Genomic DNA, 18,248 nt, shown 5'->3' on the forward strand with positions numbered 1-18,248 from the left:
AAATTTTATCTAAATATGTTCAGAAATGACCTGATACAGTTTTTGATTACTAGTGATGCCCTTAAGTTGTTTTAATAGTTTTTGATCTTGAAACAAGGCCATTAATTTTTGTAACATTTCTACTTGACTATGTGGATTTTTTAATGCCAACATTACTACAATTTGAACCCTTAAAATCTCATCTGTTATTGCCATATTATGAAATTCTATCGGTTGAGCCAAAGTAGCAAATGTAATAGCTGCTTCATTAACATAATCAACATCTGTATGGGGGATTGCTACTGCGATTTCACCGCTAGGCAGGCCAGTAGGGTGAAGTAGCTCTCGCTCTTTAACTGCTTGTTCAAAAGAAATCTTAACTTTACCCTTATTTTCTAGTTTCTGTGCTAAATAATGAATAATTTCATCACTACTAGTTGCTTTTACATGGGCAAAAACCAAGTCTGGTTCTAAAATTTTCATTTATTCACTCCTTTCTTTATTTTATAATTTAAGCACTTACATAGTTATTATATAAGTAACTGTTACCATTAAATTCCAGTGCAATTACTGCACCAATTAAATTATGCTTATGTGCACGTTAAAGGTTAAAATCACGCTAAAGAGAGTTACTAACTAGTTTTAAATAAATAAAACACATCACTAAAGATGTGCTTTATTTATCATGATTTTTAGCGATTACAAAAGAGACTTTATTAATCAAAATTAATAATAACAACCAAATATTTCATTTTGGTAAACCTAGCCTTTTGTATTACAATTAAAATAATTTATAGAAAGAAGATGTAATCATGTGGCTAATTTAAGTTGAACAATAGCGATGCAATTACCAATTAAATTTTTAAAGAAAGAATAAGAGGCTTAAATGATTAATAATATCCCTCAACCAATCAAAACATTTCTCGCTGGCGTCAATTTAAATGATCCCAATTTTGATTATTATATGACTGAGCTCGCTAATTTAGCCACAGCTGCCAATTTAGATGTGGTTGGTCAAGCACGCCAAAATGCTACTCAAGTAGTCACAAGTACTTATTTAGGTATTGGAAAAATTAATGAAATTAAAAACATAGCCCATGGTTTGAAAGCACAAGTGTTAATACTAAATGATGAACTGTCACCTATGCAAATCCGTAATTTAGAAAAATTAACAAAATTGCGGGTCATTGACCGGACAGAACTGATACTTGAAATTTTTGCGAGTAGGGCGCGGACTAAACAAGCTCAATTGCAAGTTAAACTGGCTCAGCTACAATACGAATTGCCCCGATTGCATCCATCAGAAAACAATTTAGATCAACAACGTGGTGGTAGTTTGGCCAATCGTGGTGCAGGTGAATCCAAATTAGAATTAAATAGAAGAACTATTGGTAAACAGATTGCGGCTATTAAGCGCGAACTAGAGCATGTTACAAAGCAAGAAGCGATAAAAGCTAAACGCCGTAATCAAAACCAAATTCCTAAAGTGGCATTAGTCGGCTACACTAATGCAGGTAAATCTACTACAATGAACGGTTTACTTACAAAATTTTCCCAAGAAAATGAAGCTAAGCAAGTTTTTGTTAAAAATATGCTTTTTGCAACTTTAGACACTAGCGTACGCCGAATTCAATTAAATAATAATTTTAGTTTTATTCTTTCAGATACAGTGGGATTTATCTCAAAATTACCACATAATTTAATTGAGTCCTTTAAGGCAACATTGCAGGAAGTAAAGGATGCTGATCTCTTAATCAACGTTGTCGATGCCACTGATCCCAACATGCTACAAACGATTCATACTACACAAGCGGTCTTAGCCGAGATTGGTATAAAAGATACACCTATGATTACTGCTTATAATAAAGCAGATAAAACTGAACGTGACTATCCACAAATTGAAGGGGATAATCTTTTATATGCCGCCACTAGTCAAGCTTCTATTACTGTCTTAGCTCAATTAATTACTCAACATCTCTTTGCAGCATACCAAAAAGTAGAATTACTTATCCCCTTAACTGCTGGTAAAATATTGGCCCAGCTTCACGAGCAAACACAAATAATTGACGAAGAGTACCAATCTGATGGGGTCCACTTACATGCTCGTTTAACACCAGATAAAAGTTTACAATTTAAAAAATATATAATTTAAAATTTTACACAGAAGAACCAATTCCTATTTAAGCAATAATTGGTTCTTCTTTACTCGCTAGAGATTTAGAAAACAGTCTAAATTAAGACAGACATTCTATTTAAACGATAAATTTTTTAAGATAACTAAATTTAGTAATTTTTAGGCAATTAAAAAATTACCCGCTTAGCCACACATGGATAAAAATATGAACTAAGCACTTGTTGAACTACTCCTTGCTCAGGGGTTGCGGCATGAATAAATTGATTATTACCTATATATATACCTATATGATATGGGGCATTGACCGCACCCCAATAAAGTAAATCTCCTGGCTTAAGCTTATCCATTGAAACTGTACTGCCAACTTTTACTTGATCTGTTGTAACACGGGGTAACTTAACTCCACCAACTTGATTATAAATATACTGGACTAACCCAGAACAATCAAAATTATTCGGACCGTTACCACCCCACACATAACCTTTGCCGACTTTAGCTTTAGCCATATCAACTACTGCTTGTATTCGTTGCGCTGCATTGACCATGTTCTGTGTATTTAGCCCACGATTATTTTTTGGCTTGTTGGTAGGTACCACTAACTGCTGCTCAACTTTTTGTCCTTTTGTTTTTTTATGGTTTTTGATTCCTTTACTTACTTTATCTGTCAGTAGATGTAATTGTTTTTTATTATTTGGCTTTTCTTTTTCAAGATCTATCGTATAACGTGCTTCAATCCACTCATTTTCGCCAATTTTATACCACAGACGATCTTTACGATCGATTGCTATTTCTGCAACATTCCATTTACTATTATTTTTGGCACGAAAAGTAATTAATTGTCCACCTTCATAATTAGTCCAAATTTTTACGCCCTTACCAGGTAAATAATTAATTTGAACACGTTTAATTGGGGCTTTCATAGTTGTAGCATTGACCGACTTAAGTGGTGCAACTACAGTTACTCCAGCCATAGTTAGTGTAGTTGCCAGTCCCATTTTCCAAAAATTACGCTTCATTCAAGTCAATTCTCCTTTAATAGCATGAAAATGATTAAAAAAATAACATTAGACTTTATTCTAATTGCTTCAGCTATTTAATCAAGTCTACTTACTTAAATGATAACAAAAATTTTAGAGATCATGTTATCTAATTTTTGAATTAGCACTAAAAAAACACTTAAAAAATTATTTTAAGTGTTTTTTTATTATTTTATTTTTAGTCAAGCACGCGCTTAGCAACTGAAGGATAGAAGTAAGAACTTAAATTTTCTTTAACAACGCCTTGTGCAGGAGTTGCCGCATGAACAAACTGATTATTACCAACATAAATTGCCACATGATATGGAGCACTTGCTGAACCCCAAAATAAAAGATCACCTGGCTTTAGATTTTGCATTGAAACTTGCTTACCTTGTTTAACTTGAGAATAGGTTGTACGACTAATTTCCTTGCCAGCCTTACTATAAACATATTGCGCTAAACCAGAGCAATCAAACGCGTCAGGGCCATTACTTCCCCACACGTATGCCTTACCAACTGCAGCTTTAGCTAAATCAGCCACCCTTTCCCCTTGCGAAGAAGCCTGTACATAAGCTGTTGCAATTCCTTTACCAACTTTTTTCTTTAATTTTTTAGTATAGCATGCCTGAATCCACTGGTTTTCCCCAATTTGGTACCAGGTTTGTCCAGCCGCATCGACTGCATCACTGATGACATTTACAGTCTTCCCGTGCTTAAGTCTCTTGCCGGTAAAATCAGGGTTCTCATAGTTATCCCAAACATTTACACTATAACCAGGAATATAGTTAATCTTGACTTTTTTGGTTGCAGCTTCAACCTGAGTCGCAGTTGTTTTAACATTAGTAGCATTAGTAATACTAATTCCTGTAATAGTCAAAACTGCAGCAGTAGTAAATTTTATTAAATTACTCTTAACCTTCAAAATCAGATTCCCCCTATACTTTAAGTAAAGTCGATAAACAAAATAATTTTAGCTCTACCTCGTCTTATTGATGGTAATTTTACTCGCAAAATATTACAAAACAATTACAAACATGATACCAGTAAGTAAAAAAGCCCTCAGAAGCTAAATTTTCCCTGAGAGTTTTTGCTTTATTTATTTTTTAGAAATATCGTTGAACTAAGAACTTTAATTATTCCAGTACTCGTTTTGCAGCGGAAGGATAAAAGTAAGTACTGAGTGGTTGTTGTCTGACACCTTGGTCAGGAGTGGCCGCATGAACAAACTGATTGTCACCTACATAAATAGCTACATGGTATGGAGCAACTGTTGAACCCCAGAAAAGTAAGTCTCCCTTTTTTAGTTTCTTCATTGAAACTTTTCTGCCTAAACTTACCTGTGAATATGTTGTTCTAGGTAAAACAGTATTGCCCGCCTTTTTGTAGACATATTGAACTAGCCCCGAGCAATCAAAGGCAGACGGACCAGTAGCGCCAAATACATAACTCTTACCCACTTGTTTTTTAGCAAGCTTCGCTATTTTATTGCGACTCTTGGTTATTGTGCTGGCACTAACATCATCAGTAGTCGCATTTACTGCTGTCGCAGTGGTCAAGCCTGTAAAAAATAATACTATTAATGCAATTAATTTAATTAAGTACTTACGTCCGTATTTCAAAATTAGTTCCTTTTCTCAAACAAATATTTCATAACTTCTAAATCAACTTTCTCTATCTTAACCATTAAATATTACATATACATGTCAAATGAGCTACAAAACTATAAGATTTAGTTGTTAAAAAAACTCCTTTTGAAACATTTACTCATTTAGCCTTGTAAATGACGGATGATTGCTGTCAATTTTCTTTCTGTTTCAATCCAATTATCATTAACTAAAATATGAGCATCTTTTTGCAAATTTTGTGGTAAGGGGTTTAATTCACTACCACTAAGTCTTTCTTTAATTCTAGCTAAATTGTCGCCCCGTCTTAATAGTCGCTGCTGTAATTCTTTCTTAGTACTTGCAGTTACATACAAAAAATATACCTGCCCTCTGATTGCATTAATATACGCTTCGACTCCGCTTATATCCACAATCAGAGATACTATCTCACTTTTTTCCCAAGCTTTATCAAGAGCTTCTCTACTTGAGCCATATTGGTAAGATCCATATCTAGTATGCTCAAAAAAATGTAATTTTTCAAAACTAGTATTAGTTTCAAAATGATAAGATTGATTTACAATTTCTTCTGGACGTTTGGGCCTAGTTGTGTGCGTAACCACCCGTGGAATGCAGAATTTTTCTAGCAGATATTCTGAAATCGTTGTTTTTCCTGCACCACTCGGGCCAGCTATTAAAATTAATTTTCGCATAATCCAGGCTCCCTCTACTTGAAAACAGTTTATTTTTATATTAGTATCTTTCTATTATAATTAAACATGGGTAAGAGAGGAAGTAAAACTCATCATGAAAAAGACAGATATAAAATTAGATGATATTTTAAGTGCAAAATCTGAAGAAGAACTTACTAAACCCTTTTTGGGTAAGGTTGAAAAAATTTATGAAAATTCTGCCCTGTTATCAATTATCGACTACGATAAAGCTGATAAAACGGCAGTTAGTGACCTCAACAAAAAAATTGTTGTTAATTTTAAAAATCTCAAGAGTGCACCCAAGCGTAAAATTAAAGAAATTCAAGCTTTAGCTAAAAGTGACGTTAAGATTGAAAAAATTGCTAAAAGTGACCTCAATAACATCGAAAATCCCATTGACAAAAATAAATAGATATACTTTATAAAAGTAGTGCTTACCCCACTACTCTTTTTTTAACTATTTTACTTTAAGCAAAATAATAATTATGGAGAAAAAAAGTGAAAGAAAAAACAAGAACTATTTTATTTTGGTTTATCTTAAGCCAACCTTTTTTAGATCTTTATTGGTTTTATCATGGACAATTAGCTAATATTTTCCCCTTTACCTTACCAACCATTATTCGCATTTTGGTAGTCTGTACATTAATCGCCCTTTTTTTTAGCCAAAAAAGGTCTTGGCAAAAATTGACAAAAGAAAAACTGCTATTAGTTTATTTGCTACTATTAATGATTTATTCTGCGTTGCACTTATATCACGTCCGTGATTTCATTAGCATAAGTTTAAGTGATTATGGCTATTCGACTAGTAGCGAAATTTTTTATTTAATTAGAATGGTTTTACCTTTAATTGTTTTATATTTAACCAAAGAAGTAAAATTTACACAAAAGCAATTGCAACAAGTAATTGAAGGTATTTCCGGTCTTTTTTCTGGTACAATCGTAATCTCTAATCTATTTGTGATTTCCTTGAAATCTTACGAAACAGGCACAATCAGTGCTAATATCCTTTCCTGGTTTACTAACCAAAATATTGGTTATTCACATATTGCATCAAAAGGCTTCTTTAATTTTACCAATATGATTTCGGCAGTACTGTTCATGTTATTACCTTTAATGCTCTACTATATGTTTACCTCTTGCAGTTGGCACACTGTTTTTCTGACTAGCATTCATGCCTTAGCTATGGTTGAAATTGGTACTAAGGTAGCTGCCATTGGTCTAATTGGTGGACTTAGCATTTGTTTACTTTTATTCTTATTTCATAAATATGTGATTAAAGATGTCAAAAACGGTAATTGGGCCTTATTAATTGCTATTTTTATTGGTTTAAGTTCACTGGGGCTAACAGCTATTGGTCCAGCTGTACAACGTTACAATTATGAAATTTATTTAGCAAAACAATCTGACCATGATTTAACAAATGAAAATCACAAATTAAATCAAGGATTAAAAAAATATCCCACTGGCAAAAAGCGAGCAGAATTTTTATGTGAATTTATCCAACACAATTATCAAGCATATGCTCTTAATCCCAAATTTGTTTTTAAAAGTTATCCGTATCAATCTGACCCTGAATTTTGGTTAGCAATTATGCACGAACCAGGTCAAAATCGCATGGGAAATCGCCATATTGAGCAAGCCATGCTTAAACAAGTTGTTAAAACTAATAATAACCATTGGGATAAGTTCCTTGGCATTTCTTATGTGCGTGAGAACAATATTTTTAATCTGGAGCGCGACTTTGTAGCTCAAATCTATTCTTTAGGTTGGATTGGAATGCTCTTGTTTGTCGGCCCTTATTTATTAATTTTATTTTATGCAGCTTATAGATGGTGCCTAAATAAGTCAACTCGTACTTACTTAATCAGTTCACTGCTTGTTGCTAGTGCTTTCGTCCTTTTGGCTGCATTTTCCTCTGGCAATGTACTTGACTTTTTAACTGCCAGTTTTATTTTAGCCTTTATTGAGGGTAACTTATTAGTCTGTCTAAAAAAGTAACAATACAAAAATGATGGTCTAATTAACCATCATTTTGTTAAAATTATTTTTGCTTAATAAACGAAGCATCGGGAATTCTGATTAAATAATATCTAGTTGCTACATGACCCGCATGCAAGCCAATTCCATTTTGCCAATCTTTCTTATATTTTGCTGTATAAATAGCAACATAAGCATGCTGAAATTTTTGATCCATTTTGCGCAATTCCTGTTCACTATAAGGAATTTTAGCTGCGTTAATGTCTAACGGACTTTTACCGTAAACTACAGTTGCAAAATCACTTGAAACTTTAGCTTGCTTGCCATTACGATAATAAGTATAAGTCTGTGTACCAATTCTTTTCTTTTTAGAGTCAATCACAACATAACTAGAATTACCTGAGCCAGTATTCATGATTAATGGCTCATAAATAACGGTTGCAGCAATTTTACTAGTATCTTCTAAATCAGGATTGTCTAACACAGTCCTTCCGAAAAGCCATAACGCACCTACCAACAAAATGGCTACTTCTAAAAAATCAATAGCTAAATTTAACCAGCTGAATTGCTGGTGTTTTTTTATAATCGTCGTAATATGGCGCTTACGAATATTTTGAACCACAAAAAATAAATACAGAATAATGATTACCCATAGTAAAACACCAAGTAAATTCCAGCTAAACATGATCGACCTCCCGTAATATCTTAATTATATTGTAAAAAATTGCTTTTGGATAGTCATCTCAATCAAACTTGCAACTGCTCAATCAATCTTCTTAGCTTTATTTTCTGCCTTACTTTTACTTGTCTTAATCGTTTTCTTAACGGCCGTAGCCGGTTTTTTATATTCTCTAACTTGTTTAATCTTTTCGACCATCAAGTCTGTTAATCGCTCAATTAGCTCAGGTTCAGTTTCCTGCATTTCTTTTTCAGTGGCTAATTGGTCAATCCTAAAACCCGATACGTTTAAAAATTCCGACTTAGTTTCAAAATAAACAAAAACTGGATAAGACTTATCCTCTTCAAAAAAGTTAGCAATTTTTTTGTAATTACTATATGGCAAATTGATAATATTAATTTCTAAAGCAAATGTCACTGGTCGCTGTCCAGTTACTTCAACTGCAATACGACTCAATGAATCGTGCTTAATAGCAGCTACCGTTTCTTTAATCATTTTAGAAGCAATAATTTTTATTTTACTCTTGGATTTACTAATATCGGCATATTTAACCGTCTCTAAATCCTGTAAATAGTCCTCTTGCTCAATTTTTTCAGTTAAATCTGTTAAGTTAATTTTCAAATTACAAATTCCTTTATTTCTATATTAGTCCTATATACGATACTCAAATTTTAGTTCAAAAACAATTTTTTTTGATTGCTTTTAAGATTATTTTTAAAAAACATTTTTTTAAAAAATATAATTTTTTTCAATCTTTTCTAAATTCATATTATGCTATTTGTAGTATTGACACAGGGCTATCAGGCTAAAAAAATAACACTTTTCCGTTTACTATTACTTAAAAGTTGCATATAATAAAACAGCTGAAAAAATATAAAGCCCCATGCTTTACAAGCGTTTTCACAAAGAGTAAATTTAGTATATATCAAAAAATTTAGCTAAATTTTTTAATTGAAAGGTAGACAAACATGTCAGATAAAGTTTACACAGATTATTTTTATAATTCAAAAGATTTTGATAAAAATCATGGTATGGGCTACAAAGAACTTCATATTCCAGAAGGTGTTGAAGCACAACCATTAATTGTTCCACCAGTTTTGGAACCAGACAAACAAGAGTACAATGATGTTTGGTATACCATTGAATCTCAAGAAGGTGATTTCCAATTTTTACCTGGTAAAAAAACCCATACTTGGGGCTATAACTTCCCAGTTCTTGGTAAAACAATGGTATTGACTAAGGGGCAACATGTTCACGTAACATTGAAAAATAGTCTCCCAGAGTTAACTACCTACCACTGGCATGGTATGGAAGTATCTGGTCCTGGTAACGATGGTGCTTGTCACTCCCCTGTATATCCAGGTGAAGAAAAACATATTGACTTTGTCGTTAACCAACCTGCAGCACTCACTTGGCTACATGCTCATCCATGTCCATCAACTGCTTCACAAGTTTGGATGGGACTAGCTATGGGTGTGGTCGTTACTGATGCTAACGAAGCTCAGTTGCCAATTCCTAAAACCTACGGCAAAGATGAATTTCCAATTATCTTGCAGGATCGTATCTTCCATGAAGATAATCAATTTGACTATAAAGCTGATTATAATGCAATGGGTATCTTCGGAGATACACCTGTTATTAATGGTGTGGTCCGCCCTTATATTGATGTCACTACTCAGAAAGTTCGTTTAATTTTCTTAGGTGGGTCTAACCGTCGTGAATGGCGCTTACACTTTAGTGATGACTTAGTAATGACCCAAATTGGTGGTGATGACTCATTCTTAGAGCATCCAGTTAAAATGACTAAAGTTTTAATCGGGCCAGGCGAGCGCCAACAAGTAGTTGTTGATTTTAGCGACTATAAAGAAGGCGATGTGGTTAACCTTTACACTGATGACTTTAAGTTAGTTGAGTTTAGAATTCACAGCTATGAAAAAGATGATAGCGTAATTCCTGACACCTTGTTCAAGCCATATGATCCAGTTGTTAATCCTAACTCACCCGTTCCCCATGTTACAATGGACAACCATAACATGATCAATGGTAAGTTATTCTCAATGCAAAGAATTGATTTAAAGCAGGAATTAATGAATGCTGAGTACTGGGATGTAACTAATACTAATGATACCACTCATGGGATGCTACACCCCTTCCATATTCATGGAGCGCACTTCTTAGTTGTCTCACGTAATGGCGAAGCACCTTATCCAAACGAACAAGGTGTATACAAGGATACTGTTGAAGTTGCGCCACAAGAAACGGTTCGGCTGAAAGTTTACTTCCAAAATACTGGTGTCTTCATGTACCATTGCCATATCATTGAACACGAAGATGCTGGTATGATGGCCCAAATTCAAATTGTTGATCCAAAAGATCCTGATAAAAAATATCACTTAATGGATATGGAAACCTTAACCAAGGCTTTTGCCGAAGAAAAGGGTATTCCAATGGATGAAGTCTATTGCCCAGGTATGGATACTGAAGGTATGGCTGTTAAAGGTGAAGATCATACTATGGATGCATTTTCAGGTGCAAGTCACCACTAATTAATTTTAATTAATACAAAAACGTCAGGAATTTATCCTGACGTTTTTATATTATCTCTAACTAGAGCAAAATAATATTTTCTAATATTTATTAAATTAATTCTTCTAATTTTGCGCTTCTGCTACTTTCATGCTATAAATAGCTTCATGAATAGAAAAAAACAGCTTACTAAATATTTAACATACCTCGCACTTACCCTTATTAGCCTAGGGATAGTTTTTATTGGACACAATTTTAATCAAATCAAAGACAAATATGATTGGTTAACAATTAAATCAGAACAAAAATTAATGGTTCCGCTCGAAAATCAATATCCCGATTTACCCAACGGGTGTGAAGTCACGTCATTAGCGATGCTTTTACGCTATTATGACATTAAAGTCTCCAAATTAGATTTATCCGAAAAAATCAAACATGTATCTTCCTTCTCCCAAGATGGACGCTACCGCGGCAACCCACATGTTGGCTTTGTCGGCTACATGAGTCAAGCCAATGCTGGCTGGTGCGTTTATAATGAACCCTTAGAACAAGTTGGTCAGATATATACAAATCGCATAGTCAATTTTACCGGTCATGATTTCATTCAAGTTCTGCGGTTAGTTTCACAAGGACATCCTGTATTAATTATCACGACTACTAATTTTAACCATGTTACTGACATGCAAACTTGGGTAACGGCCCAGGGGGCTGTCCATGTAACACCTTCCTCTCATGCCTGTGTAATTACAGGCTATAACAAGGATAAACAAATCGTCTATGTTAACGATCCATTTGGCTATCAAAATAAGCCTGTGTCTTGGCCTAGTTTAGAAAGAAGCTTTAATCAACAAGGCAAACAAGCTTTATATATCAACTAAAAAAGAGCAGATTCACTTAAGAAACTGCTCTTTTTACTTAAGGCCTATTGTTAAAATAGGTGACCACTTCTGTTCACATCAGGTTAGTCAATCACCAACACTTCCCGTGTCTGCCATTAAAGGCGGGTGTCCTCTTATCTAAAAGGCGCAATTGCGCTTTGTCGACTCGCAAAGATTATTATAGGCAACATTTACTTATTTGTAAATCTTTTTTATTCTAAAAAAGATTTCGACACACATATTAGATAACAACATTCCTAAGGCTATCGCCCCTGTCACAATAATTACCCGCAAAATTGCATCACTGGCACCATTAAGATTGCCAGCTGTCAATTCACGCACTGCCTGATAGGCTGGCACTCCTGGAACTAGTGGCACAATTGCTGGAATATAAAAAACAGTTGCTGGACATTTTTTCTTCCGCGCAAAAATAATTCCTAAAATACCCACGGCAAACGAGCCGAATAAATTTGCCAGCAAGCGGCCCATGTTAGCTTGCATCGCTAGCCAATAAATTAACCAACAAATAATCCCACTAATTCCTGCTAGATTGAGCACTCTTCTAGGCACATTGTTAATAATTGCAAAGCCAAGAGAAGTAAGGTAAGCAAAAATAATATTAATAACTATTTCTAACCAGAAAGGCATTTTACGCTCCCAAAAATTTCAAAACAATGCCGACGCCACCACCCAAAGCAAAAGCGGTTATCCCTGCCTCACATATCTTAACCATTCCCGAAAGTAAATCTCCTTTAAAAAGATCACGCAAAGCATTAGTCAGTGCAAGTCCAGGTACTAATGGCATTATCGCCCCTGTTAAAATATTATCTATTATCATCTGTGGAAACAAATGGACTAACCCTACAGCAACAGCTGTCATAACAATAGCTGCCACTAATTCTGATAAAAATTTAATTTTAGTATAGTGCTTAAAATAATAAAAAGAAATAAAACCAAGTGCACCAACAACTGCAGCTGCTGGGAAATCAATCCAATCATAATTATCCATAAACATTACCATTAATGTAGCACTTGCAATTGCAGCACTAAGTACTTGCAACCATAAAGGAAAAGTGGGATAGCCACCTTGGGCAATTTTATTAACTTCCTGTCGTACCTGCTTTAAAGTAAGCTCTTGATTTGCAAAGGAACGGGATAATGAATTAATCCGATCGACTAGTTCAAGATTAATATTACGTTCATGAATTTGGATTGTTTGACAATAATTACCACGATCTAAACTCATAAAAATTCCAGTTGGAACAATAAAAACGCGGGGATCAGTTTCACCTGCACTTTTGGCAATCCTAATCATTGTATCCTCGACACGATACATTTCACTGCCGCCTTCAATCATCAGTTCGCCTACTTTTAAGCAAGTATCCAATAAATCCTGATAAAAAAGTTTTTCATTTTCGTTGCCCATTTTCCCCTCAAAGTTTATTCATCGTTTCAATATCAATTGTCTTATCAATCCAGTCGCCTTGGAAAAAGTCACGTTCATGGCTGACAATAATTACAGCACCAGAAAACCTAATAATAGCTTGTCTCAAGGCATCTTTTGCATCACGATCTAAATGATTTGTTGGCTCATCTAAGAAAAGTAAATTAGCCGGTTCAAACTGCATCTTAGCTAATTTGACTTTTTCTTGTTCCCCACCAGATAATTTTTTCAATGGGCTCATTGCCTGCTGAGCAGTTACGCCTAGCCTAGCTAAAGCACCACGTAATTCTTTAGGTTTTTGCTGTTCAAATTCTTCTTGTAAATATTGTAGTGGCGTCATATTATTGTTTGGCCAAGTTAAATCTTGCTTAAAATAAGCTATTTTAGTAGCTACTGAAATTTCAAAATGCCCTGAAATCGCAGGTAACTTCCCTAACAAAGTTTTTAGCAAAGTTGATTTACCAATGCCATTAAAGCCAGTAATTGCTACTTTTTCATTGCCACCAAGCGAAAAGTTAAAAGCCTGTTTTACAAGCGGTCGATCATAACCAATTACTAAATCTTGTGTTTGTAAAAGCAAATTAGCCGCGGTGGCCACATAAGGAAATTCAAATTGGACGTGCCGATTACCCTTAGGTGGATTAAGAACTTCTAGCTTAGCTAATTGCCTTTCTCGTGACTTAGCACTTTTAGCTCTTGTTCCAGCCTTATTTTTGCGAATATAAGCCGCAGTCTTAGCAATCTTGCGTTGCTGATTAGTGTAAGCTTTCAGATAAGTTTCTCGATTCGCCGCCTTTTGCTTCATAGCTTGCTTTAGCGTTCCCGTATAGCGAGTAATAGTACCTAAATCAATATCAATAATGCAGTTAGCAATGCGTCCCAAAAAATCATAATCATGACTGACTACAATAAAAGCACCTGCAAATTCATTCAAGTAATTCACCAACCAGTCAATATGTGAAACATCTAAATAATTAGTTGGTTCATCTAAGACTAAAACATCCGGGGCTTGTAATAGTAATTTAGCCAAAATGATCTTCGAACGTTGTCCACCCGATAATTCAGATACATCATGGTCATAACCTAATTCAGCTAAGCCTAGACCCGAGGCAACGCGTTCTATTTCAGTGTCAATGCCATAAAAATTATGTTCTTCTAGATAAGTTTGTACTTTACCTGCTCTTTCTAGCAGGTTATTATCACCGCTTTCTCCATGCTGAACATATAAATCATTTAATTCGTTTTCTTTTTGATAAAGTGCCGTAAAAGCTGTCTGCAAAAAAGCCCGAATTGTGACCCCAGGCGTCAATTTAGCATATTGATCAAGATAACCTACACTCACCCGATTCTGCCATTTAACCTGCCCTTCATCTGGTAAAATTTCGCCGGTTAAAATTTTAATTAAGGTTGATTTACCAACCCCGTTTTGACCAGTAACGCCCAAATGATCTTCTTTGTTTAACACAAAATTGGCATTTTCATATAGTGTCTTATCTACAAAGTGCTGGCCTAAATTACTAACTGTCAACAAGCTCATCGTCCATCTCCCTCAATTAAAAACACACTTGCTTTAGTATATAATAAAGTCGATTTTTTAGCTTGTTTTTGATAAAAGATTAGACAATTTCTAGGAAACTTTTATTAGTACTTCTTTTTTTGCGGTAAAAAAAGCGAACACGCCATTCCTACAAAAGCTAGGCAAGTTAGCAAAATAAATGCTGCATGAAATCCATTAGCAAGTGCCACTGTCTTATTAGTTGAGCTATTAGCAGTAAGTGATACTATTAGCATAGCAATTGCTGTCCCAAATGAACCCCCAATTTGACGTAAGGTAGAAGCAGCAGCATTAGCATGTGCTGTCAAATTTGGTTTCACTAGATTAATTCCAGCAGTAAAAGTATTCATCATCGTAAATGAAATTCCTATCATCCTGATTGCATAACATATGCTAATATTTAATAGATTAGTTTGCGCATTGAAAAAAAGCATTGGTAGGGTTCCTAAAATAAGCATTGTGAAACCAAATAATGAAATTTTTTTAACTCCTAATTTATCATATAAACTACCAGCAATAGGATTGCAAATCATCATTATAATTGCTCCTGGCATAAGAACCAATCCAGAAGTTAAGGCACTTTCAGCTCGTATGGTTTGCAAATATAGTGGCAATAAGAGTTCCACGGCTACCATTGCAATATTGCTACATGTACTTAACAAGGTACATAAATCGAATTGCCAATTTTTAAACACTCGAACATCTAATAATGGTTGTACTAAATTTAATTGACGATGGACAAATAAAGCAAGTATAACTATGCCTAAGCCGAATAATACTAATAATATTGGTGTAACCTTACCAGTATTACCAACCTCTGAGAGAGTATACAGTGTCAACCCAAATCCAATTATTGATTCAACAAAAGAAACAAAATCCGTTGCTCTACTTTTTGGAATGGTAATATTTTTCACTACCGAAATTGCCGCAACCATGACTAGTAGGCTAGCAATACTTAATGTCAAAAACAACATACGCCAACTAAAATATTTTAGAATCAAACCAGAAATGGTTGGACCAATTGCTGGACCAAACCCAATTACTAAACCCGTAATTCCCATTGCCATTCCGCGTTGCTCTTTAGGAAACAAAAGTAAAATTACATTTTGCGTAAATGGCATTAAACTACCAGCGGCTACCGCCTCAATCAAACGTCCCAACAATAAACATTCAAAGTTTGGAGCTATTAAACAAATTAACGAACCAATTAAAAAAATTGACATCATTGTTAAATAATTACTTTTCAATTGAAATGATTCAAAAATCCAAGCAGAAATAGGTATCATTAGACCAACAACTAACAAATATGCAGTAGTTAACCACTGAGCTGTTGTTTGACTAACATTTAATGAATTCATGATTGTAGGTATTGCATTATTAAGGAAAGTTTCAGCTAATAATGCTACAAATGAACCAAATAAAAGCACAATCATCATTGAATTACGACTACTTTTTGATATTTTTTTAAAATTTTGTTTCATAATTCCCTCTTTAGTGTAGCAAACTACACTTTTGATAAATAATTATTTTAAATTATTTATGATAACATCTAATATATTAACCAACTTATTGCTCTCACTTTCAGTTAGATGCGTGCTGATTTTATGATTAACTTCATTCATTACAGCATATATTTTATCAATTTTTGCCTGCATCAGCTCCCTTCCCTTGAGGGTTAAATTCAAAGTCACCTGCCGATGATCACTGGCTAAAAAACCGGTTTGAACCAATCCAGCATTTTCTAAGCGTCTAACAACACTACGAATAGTTGGATGACTTAACACAAACTTGTCAGCTAATTCTTTTTGAATTATAGGTTCATTATCTGCCTCATAAAGAACAACTAAAATCATACTTTGGACACCAGTAAGACGATAATTACCAAATATACTACTCATTTGATTATTAAGCTCGCGTTCAATTAAGGTATTTGCAACTTTAATCTTTGACCCAATTTCTTTTTTCATTTTTACCTCACAAATGTGTAGTTTACTATACATTTTATAAAAAGCAATAGTAGCAAGTGAATTTTTTAATAACCTTACTACGATTTAGCTTAAAGTGATTTTCTTTCCCGTTCATACTTTTGTAGCGCATCTAAAACCCTAGGCCAATAATGTTTAGGTAAAATCAACTGTAACTTATTATTATAGATGGGGAAATCCGTTTTTTTCATTCCAGTAATTTGAGCTAAATCTTCATCTGATAAGTTAAATTCACTAGCTATGCGCTTAATTTCAACTGAGGCATGTCCACGAAACCATGACAAAATGAAAAAAATAATTGAAAAAAAACTAGCTCCTAAAATTGAAAGAGATACTCCCCAGTTAAAAGAATGCTGAGCAATAAAAAAAACAGCAATAAAGGCAATTAAAGCAGAAATCAAGCCATAAATTATGGGGAAAATTGACTGTTTTTTCATTTTGATCCTTTCTACTTTTTACTCAAAAAATTCTATTTATCGATTGCATTAACATTTACACTTGTATCAGCGCTACTTTGAGATTTATTATCTTCTTCACTCGAAATAACTGAATGATAAATTTGATAATTAGTAAATGGATTGGGATCTTTCCATTTAATATTATTATTTTGTTCATTCATGGTGTTCAATCGCGTTTCATCATTATCCAAGACTTCTTTTGTCAGATTTAAGTTAGTACGTAGTTTATTGGAAGCTTTTTGCAGTTCACTGGTTGGTGCCACTTGAATTGATGAACCATTTATCCAAGCATCATGGCCTTGAATATAATTACTATCAAGATTTTGGGAACAATTGCGATAATTTAAAGCCAACGCTAGCATGTCATTAAAGGTCAGATTAGTTTTCACATATTTGGTAAAAATTTTGACTAGTTTGCGATAATTGGCTACAGAGTCTACTGAGATTGCTTTATTAACGACTGCCGTAATTACTTGCCGTTGCCGCATTTGCCGGCCATAATCACCCCGCGGATCATCATGACGCATCCGCACATAGGCTACTGCATGACGGCCATTTAAATGCTGCTTACCTTTATGGAAATCACACCAATCATAAGAAAACTTAAATGGTACGTTAACATCTACCCCACCAACTGCATTCACCAGATTTTTAAGCGCCTGCATATTAACTTCCACATAATAATAAATAGGGACATTCAGAAGTGCTGATACCGTGCGCATTGAAGCGGAGCTCCCCCCAACACCATAAGCAGAATTTACCCGAAAAATATTATATTTATCACCAGGATCGCCTAAAATATTCGCTAATGTATCACGCGGAATTGAGGTCATCGTTGCCTTACTCTTATCTGGATTAGCTGTTGCCAAGATTAAAGTATCTGAATTTCCTCGATCATGACGGCCTTCAATACCTTGATCGACTCCTAGAATTAAAATTGAAATTGGTTGCTTATTGGCAATCCGCGCTGAAGTAGCAAAATTACCACTTTCACCATCAATTGCACTATGCAAGGTAAAGTACATATGCGCAGCCCATGCTAGACTGCAACAAATCCCAAAAACCGCAATAATACCACAAATTCTAGCAAATATATTACCTTTGTTGGTCACTTTGGGTTTAGCAAAAACTTGATTACGATAAAGATTCGTAGACGCTCTCCTTCTACGATAGTCTTCTCTACGTTTTGAATTTGGATTCATTACTTTTATTTAATCCCTTCATGATTTGTCCATGTTTATTTGTATCACTTTCAAAGTTGAATTAGAATATTAACAAATATAATTAATAATATCTTATT

Annotated in this window: 19 protein-coding genes; 5 read left to right on the forward strand and 14 right to left on the reverse strand. The window is 34.3% G+C overall.

All coding sequences use genetic code 11. From position 1 onward, the window contains the following. Positions 1 to 9 precede the first annotated feature (9 nt). Positions 10 to 462 (reverse strand): PTS sugar transporter subunit IIA, encoded by a 453-nt coding sequence (locus tag F5ESL0230_RS07345; RefSeq protein WP_122022218.1) that lies wholly within the window; start codon positions 460 to 462, stop codon positions 10 to 12. A 403-nt stretch (positions 463 to 865) separates the two neighbouring features. On the opposite strand from F5ESL0230_RS07345, the gene hflX reads away from it, so the two are divergent. Next, positions 866 to 2,131, forward strand: a complete 1,266-nt coding sequence (gene hflX / locus F5ESL0230_RS07350; protein ID WP_122022219.1) for a GTPase HflX — start codon at positions 866 to 868, stop codon at positions 2,129 to 2,131. Positions 2,132 to 2,280: 149 nt separating this feature from the next. Here the strand turns inward: hflX and F5ESL0230_RS07355 are convergent, their stop codons facing one another. The 4 genes from F5ESL0230_RS07355 to F5ESL0230_RS07370 form a co-directional block, all read right to left on the reverse strand. After that, positions 2,281 to 3,129: a C40 family peptidase gene (locus F5ESL0230_RS07355; RefSeq protein WP_122022220.1), complete on the reverse strand. Its 849-nt coding sequence runs from the start codon at positions 3,127 to 3,129 to the stop codon at positions 2,281 to 2,283. A gap of 199 nt (positions 3,130 to 3,328) precedes the next feature. Continuing rightward, complete coding sequence (locus F5ESL0230_RS07360; protein WP_122022221.1) at positions 3,329 to 4,054, reverse strand: C40 family peptidase; 726 nt, start codon at positions 4,052 to 4,054, stop codon at positions 3,329 to 3,331. A 211-nt stretch (positions 4,055 to 4,265) separates the two neighbouring features. Continuing rightward, on the reverse strand, positions 4,266 to 4,751 hold the full coding sequence (locus F5ESL0230_RS07365) for a C40 family peptidase (protein WP_122022222.1): 486 nt from the start codon (positions 4,749 to 4,751) through the stop codon (positions 4,266 to 4,268). A gap of 149 nt (positions 4,752 to 4,900) precedes the next feature. Beyond that, positions 4,901 to 5,446: a guanylate kinase gene (locus F5ESL0230_RS07370; RefSeq protein WP_122022223.1), complete on the reverse strand. Its 546-nt coding sequence runs from the start codon at positions 5,444 to 5,446 to the stop codon at positions 4,901 to 4,903. Positions 5,447 to 5,540: 94 nt separating this feature from the next. Between F5ESL0230_RS07370 and F5ESL0230_RS07375 the strand changes: the two genes are divergently transcribed. Beyond that, on the forward strand, positions 5,541 to 5,858 hold the full coding sequence (locus tag F5ESL0230_RS07375; protein WP_122022224.1) for a DUF2187 domain-containing protein: 318 nt from the start codon (positions 5,541 to 5,543) through the stop codon (positions 5,856 to 5,858). Positions 5,859 to 5,944: 86 nt separating this feature from the next. Continuing rightward, positions 5,945 to 7,444 carry an O-antigen ligase family protein gene (locus F5ESL0230_RS07380; protein ID WP_122022225.1) on the forward strand — a complete coding sequence of 500 codons (1,500 nt, stop codon included), beginning with the start codon at positions 5,945 to 5,947 and terminating at the stop codon, positions 7,442 to 7,444. A gap of 43 nt (positions 7,445 to 7,487) precedes the next feature. Here F5ESL0230_RS07380 and F5ESL0230_RS07385 read toward each other — a convergent pair whose 3' ends face one another. Then, positions 7,488 to 8,108: an LVIS_2131 family protein gene (locus F5ESL0230_RS07385; protein ID WP_122022226.1), complete on the reverse strand. Its 621-nt coding sequence runs from the start codon at positions 8,106 to 8,108 to the stop codon at positions 7,488 to 7,490. A 78-nt stretch (positions 8,109 to 8,186) separates the two neighbouring features. Beyond that, the gene (locus F5ESL0230_RS07390; protein WP_122022227.1) at positions 8,187 to 8,723 is read right to left on the reverse strand and encodes a hypothetical protein; all 537 of its coding nucleotides are present in this window, start codon (positions 8,721 to 8,723) and stop codon (positions 8,187 to 8,189) included. A 347-nt stretch (positions 8,724 to 9,070) separates the two neighbouring features. Here F5ESL0230_RS07390 and F5ESL0230_RS07395 point away from each other — a divergent pair, with 347 nt between their 5' ends. Together F5ESL0230_RS07395 and F5ESL0230_RS07400 are read left to right on the forward strand one after the other, a co-directional pair. Continuing rightward, positions 9,071 to 10,648 carry a multicopper oxidase family protein gene (locus tag F5ESL0230_RS07395; protein WP_122022228.1) on the forward strand — a complete coding sequence of 526 codons (1,578 nt, stop codon included), beginning with the start codon at positions 9,071 to 9,073 and terminating at the stop codon, positions 10,646 to 10,648. Between the two features lie 147 nt (positions 10,649 to 10,795). After that, positions 10,796 to 11,506: a C39 family peptidase gene (locus F5ESL0230_RS07400; protein ID WP_122022229.1), complete on the forward strand. Its 711-nt coding sequence runs from the start codon at positions 10,796 to 10,798 to the stop codon at positions 11,504 to 11,506. A 195-nt stretch (positions 11,507 to 11,701) separates the two neighbouring features. Here F5ESL0230_RS07400 and F5ESL0230_RS07405 read toward each other — a convergent pair whose 3' ends face one another. The 7 genes from F5ESL0230_RS07405 to F5ESL0230_RS07435 form a co-directional block, all read right to left on the reverse strand. Next, positions 11,702 to 12,154: a threonine/serine exporter family protein gene (locus tag F5ESL0230_RS07405; protein ID WP_122022230.1), complete on the reverse strand. Its 453-nt coding sequence runs from the start codon at positions 12,152 to 12,154 to the stop codon at positions 11,702 to 11,704. 1 nt (position 12,155) lies between these two features. Continuing rightward, complete coding sequence (locus tag F5ESL0230_RS07410) at positions 12,156 to 12,932, reverse strand: threonine/serine exporter family protein (protein WP_122022231.1); 777 nt, start codon at positions 12,930 to 12,932, stop codon at positions 12,156 to 12,158. A gap of 7 nt (positions 12,933 to 12,939) precedes the next feature. Then, a complete protein-coding gene (locus tag F5ESL0230_RS07415; RefSeq protein WP_122022232.1) occupies positions 12,940 to 14,487 on the reverse strand; it encodes an ABC-F family ATP-binding cassette domain-containing protein in 1,548 nt (515 codons plus the stop codon). A gap of 104 nt (positions 14,488 to 14,591) precedes the next feature. Beyond that, on the reverse strand, positions 14,592 to 15,986 hold the full coding sequence (locus F5ESL0230_RS07420) for an MDR family MFS transporter (protein WP_122022233.1): 1,395 nt from the start codon (positions 15,984 to 15,986) through the stop codon (positions 14,592 to 14,594). A gap of 42 nt (positions 15,987 to 16,028) precedes the next feature. Then, entirely contained in the window at positions 16,029 to 16,472 is a 444-nt protein-coding gene (locus F5ESL0230_RS07425; RefSeq protein WP_158592407.1) for a MarR family winged helix-turn-helix transcriptional regulator, read from the reverse strand. An 89-nt stretch (positions 16,473 to 16,561) separates the two neighbouring features. After that, positions 16,562 to 16,927 carry a hypothetical protein gene (locus F5ESL0230_RS07430; RefSeq protein ID WP_122022235.1) on the reverse strand — a complete coding sequence of 122 codons (366 nt, stop codon included), beginning with the start codon at positions 16,925 to 16,927 and terminating at the stop codon, positions 16,562 to 16,564. A 32-nt stretch (positions 16,928 to 16,959) separates the two neighbouring features. Continuing rightward, on the reverse strand, positions 16,960 to 18,150 hold the full coding sequence (locus F5ESL0230_RS07435; protein WP_122022236.1) for an LCP family protein: 1,191 nt from the start codon (positions 18,148 to 18,150) through the stop codon (positions 16,960 to 16,962). Between the last annotated feature and the right edge of the window lie 98 nt (positions 18,151 to 18,248).

Source organism: Lactobacillus sp. ESL0230 (assembly GCF_003692805.1).
Classification (GTDB): Bacteria; Bacillota; Bacilli; order Lactobacillales; family Lactobacillaceae; genus Lactobacillus; species Lactobacillus bombicola.

Coding starts and splice junctions, on each gene's coding strand:
- F5ESL0230_RS07355 (WP_122022220.1), bottom strand. CDS start 3,129: ATGAAGCGTAATTTTTGGAAAATGGGACTGGCAACTACACTAACTATG.
- F5ESL0230_RS07345 (WP_122022218.1), bottom strand. CDS start 462: ATGAAAATTTTAGAACCAGACTTGGTTTTTGCCCATGTAAAAGCAACT.
- F5ESL0230_RS07405 (WP_122022230.1), bottom strand. CDS start 12,154: ATGCCTTTCTGGTTAGAAATAGTTATTAATATTATTTTTGCTTACCTT.
- hflX (WP_122022219.1), top strand. CDS start 866: ATGATTAATAATATCCCTCAACCAATCAAAACATTTCTCGCTGGCGTC.
- F5ESL0230_RS07430 (WP_122022235.1), bottom strand. CDS start 16,927: ATGAAAAAACAGTCAATTTTCCCCATAATTTATGGCTTGATTTCTGCT.
- F5ESL0230_RS07385 (WP_122022226.1), bottom strand. CDS start 8,108: ATGTTTAGCTGGAATTTACTTGGTGTTTTACTATGGGTAATCATTATT.
- F5ESL0230_RS07420 (WP_122022233.1), bottom strand. CDS start 15,986: ATGAAACAAAATTTTAAAAAAATATCAAAAAGTAGTCGTAATTCAATG.
- F5ESL0230_RS07395 (WP_122022228.1), top strand. CDS start 9,071: ATGTCAGATAAAGTTTACACAGATTATTTTTATAATTCAAAAGATTTT.
- F5ESL0230_RS07415 (WP_122022232.1), bottom strand. CDS start 14,487: ATGAGCTTGTTGACAGTTAGTAATTTAGGCCAGCACTTTGTAGATAAG.
- F5ESL0230_RS07410 (WP_122022231.1), bottom strand. CDS start 12,932: ATGGGCAACGAAAATGAAAAACTTTTTTATCAGGATTTATTGGATACT.
- F5ESL0230_RS07425 (WP_158592407.1), bottom strand. CDS start 16,472: ATGAAAAAAGAAATTGGGTCAAAGATTAAAGTTGCAAATACCTTAATT.
- F5ESL0230_RS07370 (WP_122022223.1), bottom strand. CDS start 5,446: ATGCGAAAATTAATTTTAATAGCTGGCCCGAGTGGTGCAGGAAAAACA.
- F5ESL0230_RS07375 (WP_122022224.1), top strand. CDS start 5,541: ATGAAAAAGACAGATATAAAATTAGATGATATTTTAAGTGCAAAATCT.
- F5ESL0230_RS07400 (WP_122022229.1), top strand. CDS start 10,796: ATGAATAGAAAAAAACAGCTTACTAAATATTTAACATACCTCGCACTT.
- F5ESL0230_RS07435 (WP_122022236.1), bottom strand. CDS start 18,150: ATGAATCCAAATTCAAAACGTAGAGAAGACTATCGTAGAAGGAGAGCG.